The organism is Faecalitalea cylindroides ATCC 27803 (assembly GCF_000469305.1).
GTDB classification, from domain to species: domain Bacteria; phylum Bacillota_I; class Bacilli_A; order Erysipelotrichales; family Erysipelotrichaceae; genus Faecalitalea; species Faecalitalea cylindroides.
The window spans coordinates 1-7325 of the sequence record NZ_KI270949.1 but is presented as its reverse complement, the minus strand read 5'-3'; the positions used below and the strand labels follow the sequence as shown (position 1 = coordinate 7325).

General features: G+C 35.7%; 6 protein-coding genes and 1 tRNA gene. 6 read left to right on the top strand and 1 reads right to left on the bottom strand.

Going from position 1 to position 7325, the window contains the following annotated elements:
• On the bottom strand, positions 1–978 hold a 978-nt coding region (locus tag HMPREF0367_RS09925), incomplete at its 3' end, for a TPM domain-containing protein (RefSeq protein WP_051335101.1).
• A 117-nt stretch (positions 979–1095) separates the two neighbouring features.
• Between HMPREF0367_RS09925 and HMPREF0367_RS00370 the strand changes: the two genes are divergently transcribed.
• The 6 genes from HMPREF0367_RS00370 to HMPREF0367_RS00345 form a co-directional block, all read left to right on the top strand.
• Positions 1096–1827, top strand: a complete 732-nt coding sequence (locus tag HMPREF0367_RS00370; protein ID WP_035400051.1) for a DUF3196 family protein — start codon at positions 1096–1098, stop codon at positions 1825–1827.
• Positions 1820–3097 (top strand): trigger factor, encoded by a 1278-nt coding sequence (tig, locus tag HMPREF0367_RS00365; RefSeq protein ID WP_035400048.1) that lies wholly within the window; start codon positions 1820–1822, stop codon positions 3095–3097. The genes HMPREF0367_RS00370 and tig overlap by 8 nt, the downstream gene beginning before the upstream one ends.
• A gap of 63 nt (positions 3098–3160) precedes the next feature.
• Positions 3161–5464, top strand: coding sequence for an endopeptidase La (lon, locus tag HMPREF0367_RS00360; RefSeq protein ID WP_022355597.1), 2304 nt, complete (start codon positions 3161–3163; stop codon positions 5462–5464).
• A 1-nt stretch (position 5465) separates the two neighbouring features.
• Positions 5466–6035 carry a ribosome biogenesis GTP-binding protein YihA/YsxC gene (gene yihA / locus HMPREF0367_RS00355; protein ID WP_022355596.1) on the top strand — a complete coding sequence of 190 codons (570 nt, stop codon included), beginning with the start codon at positions 5466–5468 and terminating at the stop codon, positions 6033–6035.
• 99 nt (positions 6036–6134) lie between these two features.
• Positions 6135–6222 (top strand) — tRNA-Ser (locus HMPREF0367_RS00350).
• A 143-nt stretch (positions 6223–6365) separates the two neighbouring features.
• Positions 6366–7325: hypothetical protein (locus tag HMPREF0367_RS00345; protein WP_035400045.1), on the top strand; the 960-nt coding region annotated here is incomplete at its 3' end.

Here is a 7325-nt window from a genome sequence, read left to right as displayed (position 1 = left end):
ACCAAATCCACCACCGAAACCACCACGGCTTCTATGAGAAGTATATCTATGTCGGTTCGATAACATAGAACCCCATAAAAGGTATTCTAAAGTACGATCGTTTCGTCTTGAGGAATTTGGTCTGCGAGTTACGTGAACGGGGATTTGTTTCTTTGTATGTTCATTTAGTTTTTGCAAGGTAATCAAAGTTTTCCCAATGGATACACCAGTGATCCAACCATCCGCTTCAACTTGTACAATTGATGGATCTTGGCTGGATACGAGGATACTTTCATCATTGAAATCATATCCTCTGACATTTAGTTTATATCTTTGTCCTGGTTTAAGGATAATTTCGACATTCGAAGAACCAGAGAAACTGTAATAAAATAAGATAAACAGAATAATAGCAATCAAAATGATTGTAAAGATCAAATTGAAAAATCCGTTTTCTTCTTCCTGATTCGTGTTTGCAGCTGCATCTAATTCACCACTGTCAATCCCATTGGTGATGGCATCAATGATTTGATAGTATAAGTCTTCCAATCCTTTTTGATAGTTGCCATCTTGAAATTGAGGAACAAGGTAGTCGGTTTGTAGATGTTGACTTGCGATATCGGTAATTGTACCTTCAAGTCCTGTTCCAACTTCCATGTATCGTTCCTTTTCTTCCATGCTGACGATAAATAAGATACCATTATCAAGATTTTCATCACCTAAGCCATACTTATTAAAAGTTTTGTAAGCGACTTGACGAATATCCTGTCCTTCTAAAGAATCTACAGTGATGAATACAACCTGTGCACCTGTGTTTCTTTCCAGTGTACTTCCAGCTTGATTCATCTTTGATTCTGTTTCTTCATCAATTAAATTAGCATAGTCGTTAATGTAATTATTGATTTCCAGTGTATCTTCGCTTGCTCTAACAACGGTTAGTGAACTGCCAAAGAAAAAACATATGATCAGACAAAAAAATAGTTTGCCTAATCTTGACTTCATAACTGCTCCTTTCGTTATCGTCATTATATACTATTTAACATCGCTTGAAAAGCAGGGGTATCCGTTGATTATTGGGGTACTTTATGTTAAACTTAACGTGTTTCGCTAGGAGGTAACGTGAACGCATATTATCTATCTTTATTAAAAGAGATTCAAAAACAGATTGATGATAAAAGTTATCAAACAGCGTACGATTTGATTCATCAAGAATTAGAATTGCCATATGTTCCCAAGGAAGCTATGGAGGTTCTTGAAGAGTATCAAAAAGAATGCCTGAGCCACATGGATAGACCGGTTCGTTCTGCCGATGATGAGCAATTACAGGCATGGATCCAAGGAAGTTTGCAACAACAGGAAAAAGCTGTTTCACTGTTGCAAAATCTGAATCTAAGAAATTATCATGATGAAGTTCAGACTCTTCTAGATTCTAAGCTACTTGATGAATATAAAGGAGAGTTGATCGAAAGTTTGATGGAACAAAAGATCGACGATTCTTATACAGTGATCAAAAACGGATTGGAAATAACATTTATTCCAAGCTCGATCATTTCAAAAGATGAAGATGATGTATTGATTCGAGCCAGAGAACTGTTTGATCAATGGTTTTCAAACAACAATCCAGCTTTTCAAAATTTCTGTAATCGTTTGTTAGAGCAGGAAGTTTTGGAAGTTAGACCATTTGATTTTATGGATCAGGATCCTTATGTTCTGGCCAAAGCAATTGTCAGATTGGTGTTGGAAGCCTTTGGACAATCCGACCAGTTAGCAGCTTTTATACAAATACATGAGTTGCAGGATGTGGCTGATATGCCATTAGAAATTGAAAGACGAGGAGATAACGATGACTAGTAACTGGACTTTAAATGAAAAATCTACTGGTGTTCTTGAAGTAACAGTAGAAGGTGATGCTTGGAAAAAAGCACAGAATAAAGCTTTAAAAAAGATCAAATCACGTATTAATATCAAAGGGTTCCGTCCTGGACAGGTTCCAGAAGCTTTGATCAAAAAACAGATTTCTAAAGAAGCATTATATGCTGAAGCTGCAGAAGAAATCGCAAACGAAGCTTTAGTTCACGGTATCGATGAAAATAAACTTGAATTGGTAGCTCGCCCTACTTTAGATATTAAAGAAGCAAATGATGACAAAGTTGTCATGGCATTCAATTGTGTTGTTTCTCCAGAAGTGACATTAGGAGATTATAAAGGCCTAGATATCCATAAAGAAGAAGTGGAAGTAACTGAAGAAGATATCAACGCAGAAGTTGAACGTATCCAGAATCGTTATGCTGACTGGGTAATTCGTGAAGAAGATGAAGAAGCTCAGTTAAAAGATCAGGTAACAATCGATTTCGTTGGTGAAAAAGATGGTGTTGCCTTTGAAGGTGGATCTGGTGAAAACTATCCTTTGGAATTGGGATCAGGAACATTCATTCCAGGATTTGAAGAACAGCTTGTTGGTGTAAAAACAGGAGATCAGAAAGATGTAGTTGTTACATTCCCTGAAGATTATCAGGCAAAAGATCTTGCGGGACAGGAAGCAACATTCAAAGTTACTGTTCACGATATCAAATACAAAGAACTTCCAGAAGCTAATGATGAATTAGTTCAAAAATTAAAGATGGATGGTGTTGAAACACTTGAACAGTTCAAAGAAAAGAAAGCTGATGATCTAAAAGCGCAGAAAGAAAAATCAGCTGAAGATGCTTTCGTTAATGCATTAATTGAAAAAGTTTGTGAAAACGCTACTGTTGAAATTCCAGAAGTAATGATCGAATCACAGATCGATCGTGAATATAAGAATTTTGAAAACCGTATGATGCAGAGTGGATTTACTGCTAAACAGTATCTTGAAGCTGTAGGACAGACAGAAGCTCAGCTAAGAGAAACAATGCGTCCAAGTGCAGAACAGAATGTAAAAGCAAGTCTAGTATTGGATGCAATCGTTAAAGCAGAAAACATCGCAATCGATGATGAAGCTGTTGAAAATGAATTCAAGCAGATGTCTGAAACTTACGGTATGGATGTTGAAAAAATCAAAGGAATCATCAATCCAGAAAACGTAAAATATGACTTAGCTCAACAAAAAGCATTAGAGTTGATTAAAGAGTCAGTAAAGTAGTAGAATATATAAAATAAAAAGGCGCTATGCGTCTTTTTTATAAATAGACAAGGGGGAATACTAATGTCTCAAACTTATCCTTTAGTATGTACCAAAGGTGTCATTATCTTCCCGGATCAGGAAATTGTAATTGATGTTGGAAGAGAAGCATCTTTAAAAGCTGTGGAAAATGCCAGAGATAATTACGAAGACAAAGTCGTACTTTTCTCTCAAGTAAAACTTCAACAGGAAAATCCAACATTCGATGATATTTATCATGTTGGAACATTATGCGAAATTCGTCATGTACGTAAATTTGAAAATTTCTTACGTATTAAATTTAGAGGATTAGACCGTGTAGAATTAAAAGAATGGTCAAAAGGTTCTTTAAGTGATATGGGTACGGTAGATATCTTGCATAGCTATCGTCAAGATGAAGTGGAAGAAGTTGCATTGGTTCGAATGATTGCCGGTGCTTTTGAAGCTTTACCACATGTTGAAAAGTTCTTATCAAAGGAATTGATGATCGAACTTTCTAAAGGAATTGGAGCCGATGTATTAAGTGATAAAGCGGTTCAAACATTTCCTTTATTAACAGAAAGAAAACAAGAGTATCTTGAAACACTTGGTATTAATGATCGTTTAGAAATGTTATTGGCTGATATGGAAAAAGAAAAACGTATGTCAGAAGTAGAACAGAAAATCAATGAAACGGTCAAAGAACGTATAGATCAAGGTCAAAAAGATTATTATCTACGTGAAAAAATGCATGCGATTCGTGAAGAATTGGGCGATGTTGTTGAGCAGGATAAAGATGCAGAACAGATTCGTAAACGCCTGGATGAAAATCCATACCCTGACTATATAAAGAAAAAAGTAAAAGAAGAATTAGCTCGTTACGAAATGCTTCCAATGGCAAGTGGAGAAACGGGTGTCATCAAAACATACATTGATTGGTTAATGGATCTTCCTTGGTGGCAGACAACACAGGATAATGAAGATCTAAGCGCTGCTCAGGATATTTTAGATGCGGATCATTATGGCTTGAAAAAAGTTAAAGAACGTATCATGGAATACCTTGCGGTAAAACAAATGACTAATTCTTTAAAAGCACCAATTATTTGTTTAGTTGGCCCTCCTGGTGTCGGTAAGACATCTCTTGCGAAAAGCGTAGCTAGAGCATTAGGAAGAAAATTTGTTAAGATGTCTTTAGGTGGTGTTCGTGATGAAGCAGAAATCCGTGGTCATCGTCGAACATATCTAGGTGCTTTACCTGGACGTATCATTCAAGGTATGAAAAAAGCTGGTACGATCAATCCAGTGTTTTTGATCGATGAATTGGATAAAATGGCTAGTGACTACAAAGGGGATCCATCCAGTGCAATGCTAGAAGTATTGGATCCTGAACAGAACAGCTTATTTTCAGATCATTACATTGAAGAAGCTTATGATCTTTCTAAGGTCTTGTTTATCGCTACTGCAAACTATTTGGAAAACATTCCACCTGCATTACGTGATAGATTGGAGATCATTGAGCTTTCAAGTTATACAGATATTGAGAAAGTCAATATCGCAAGACAGCATTTATTACCAAAACAATTGTTGGAAAATGGTTTAAAACCATCTCAGTTGAAAATATCTGATGACATGATCTTATACTTGATTCGTTACTATACACGCGAAGCCGGTGTGCGTCAGCTAGAAAGAACGATCGCAACAATTTGTCGTAAAACGGTATTGGCTATCTTAAAAGACAAAAAGAAATCCATTACTATTTCTAAGAAACTAATTAAAGAATGGTTAGGTAATGAAAAAGTAGAATACGGAAAGAAAGAGAAAAAAGATCAAGTTGGTACAGTTACTGGATTAGCTTATACTAGTTTTGGTGGAGACATTCTTCAAATTGAAGCAAATAAATTTGAAGGTAAAGGAAACTTGATCTTAACAGGTCAATTAGGAGATGTCATGAAAGAAAGTGCTAGCATTGCCCTAGACTTTATTCGTGCGCATGCCAAAGAATATAAGATCGATCCTAAGATGTTTGAAAAAATGGACGTTCATATTCATGTTCCTGAAGGAGCAGTTCCTAAAGATGGGCCAAGTGCTGGTGTTACAATGACAACAGCTTTAGTATCTTGTTTCTCAGAAATTCCAGTAAAAGCTAATTTGGCTATGACTGGTGAAGTGACACTACGTGGAAATGTACTTCCAATTGGTGGCTTGAAAGAAAAATCACTGGCAGCACATCGAAGTGGAATTGATACGATCTTGATTCCAAAAGGCAATGTGAAAGATTTGGATGATATTCCAGAAGAAGTAAAGGAATCTGTGCATTTTATTCCTGTTTCGACTGTTAAACAAGTTTTGAACGCAGCTTTGGTACAGTAAGATGATCGCACAGTTTGTTACTTCAGCCACTCAAAAATCTGAATGGCCAGAAACCACATTACCAGAAGTAGTTGTTGTTGGTCGCAGTAATGTAGGAAAATCAAGTTTTATCAATGCTTTAACAAATCGAAAAAAACTCGCTTATGTAGGAAGCACTCCTGGAAAAACAAGATTATTAAATTTCTTTGATATTGATCAAACATGGATGCTTGTCGATGTGCCAGGATATGGGTATGCGAAAATGTCTAAATCAAGTTTAGAAAAACTTGGGCATATGATGGATGAATACTTCAATGAGAGAGAACAGATCAAGTGCGTTGTTCAACTTATTGATGCACGACATGATCCTACCAAAGATGATAAAGAGATGATTGATTTTTTTAAAGAAGTATCGATTCCTATTGTTATTGTTGCGACTAAGATCGATAAAGTACCTAAGACAAAACGAATAAAAGCTCTAAAAAACATTTCACAGTGTTTACAAATCCCGTTAAAACAAGTACATGGTGTTTCAAGTACAGAAAAGATTGGATTTGAAGAAGTCTTAGATACGATTCAAAATATGTTTTAAGAAAAAGCTATGATAGTGGAAATTAAAAAATCCTGTCTATCATGGCTTTTTATGTTTTTGTTGACAGAAAAATTCTAATTTAGTACTATATTAAAGCTTGGAGAGTTGTCCGAGTGGTTTAAGGTGCAGTCTTGGAAAGGCTGTGTAGTGAAAGCTACCATGAGTTCGAATCTCATACTCTCCGCCATATGCTCATAACCCCTTTATATAAAGGGGTTTTTATTTTTTTTAGATATAAATCCCAAAAAATCCCGAAAAATTTCATAATTTTTTTGTCCTTTTGCTCATTTCCGGTGTGATAGATAAGTGAACAGTGAAAGGAGAAAGAATATGAATTTTAAAAAATTTGGAAAGAAACTGTTTATACTTGTTTTGTTGCTTACTTCTATTTTTAGAATAAGCATGCCTATTTCGGCTGCAACAGGAAATGTATCTTTGGATACGCACGGAGATCGATGGAGGATGGGATTATCCACTGTTTTTTATGATCGTTATCTACAAACTCAAAGAAATATAACGAGCATAAGGATCGATAATTTTAGTATTAATGGACAAAATGCTTATTGTGTAGAGCCAAATGTTGAAATTTATCCTTCGATTGCAATGGAAATATTGGATGGACAGGCTGCCTTAAATGCACTTCATACCGCAGGCTATTCGGATTCTCAAATTAATGAAATGGCATTGATTTCAAGCTTAGGGTATGGATATGCCAATGATTTTTCAGAAGAAATGAATGCAGCAACACAGGTGCGAATTTGGCAAGTACATTTTGGCGATGTGATATCAAATATTCCGGCGGACATTCAAGCCCGTATTGATGTGATCAATGAAAGAATTCGTAAGATGAATACATCTTTATCATTTGAAAATCAGACTGTAGAATTAAACGGATATGGTGAAAAATATGCAGTAACTCTTGAAGACACAAATGGGATTTTATCCGACTATGTCTTAAATTCATCGATTGCAGGTGTGCATGTTGAAAAAAATGGAAACACATTAAGATTATGGGTGGAAAAAGGAAGTGCAGAATCAGGTACAATCACATTTGATGGATTGTATTCTAGAAATGAAGCAAACAATAATTGCATTGCATATTTTAATCCACAAAATCAAACGTTGGCTTCTTTTGGTAAAACAACTCCTAGGCAGGCGTCATTTAATTATCGTGTAAAAGAAACTGAAGGAAGAATACAAGTCAACAAGATTGGAGAAGCTTTAAAATCCGCGACTGTAACGACTGAAGAAAAAAAGACAAAAACGGCTTTTGAATACGAAGAAATCGGT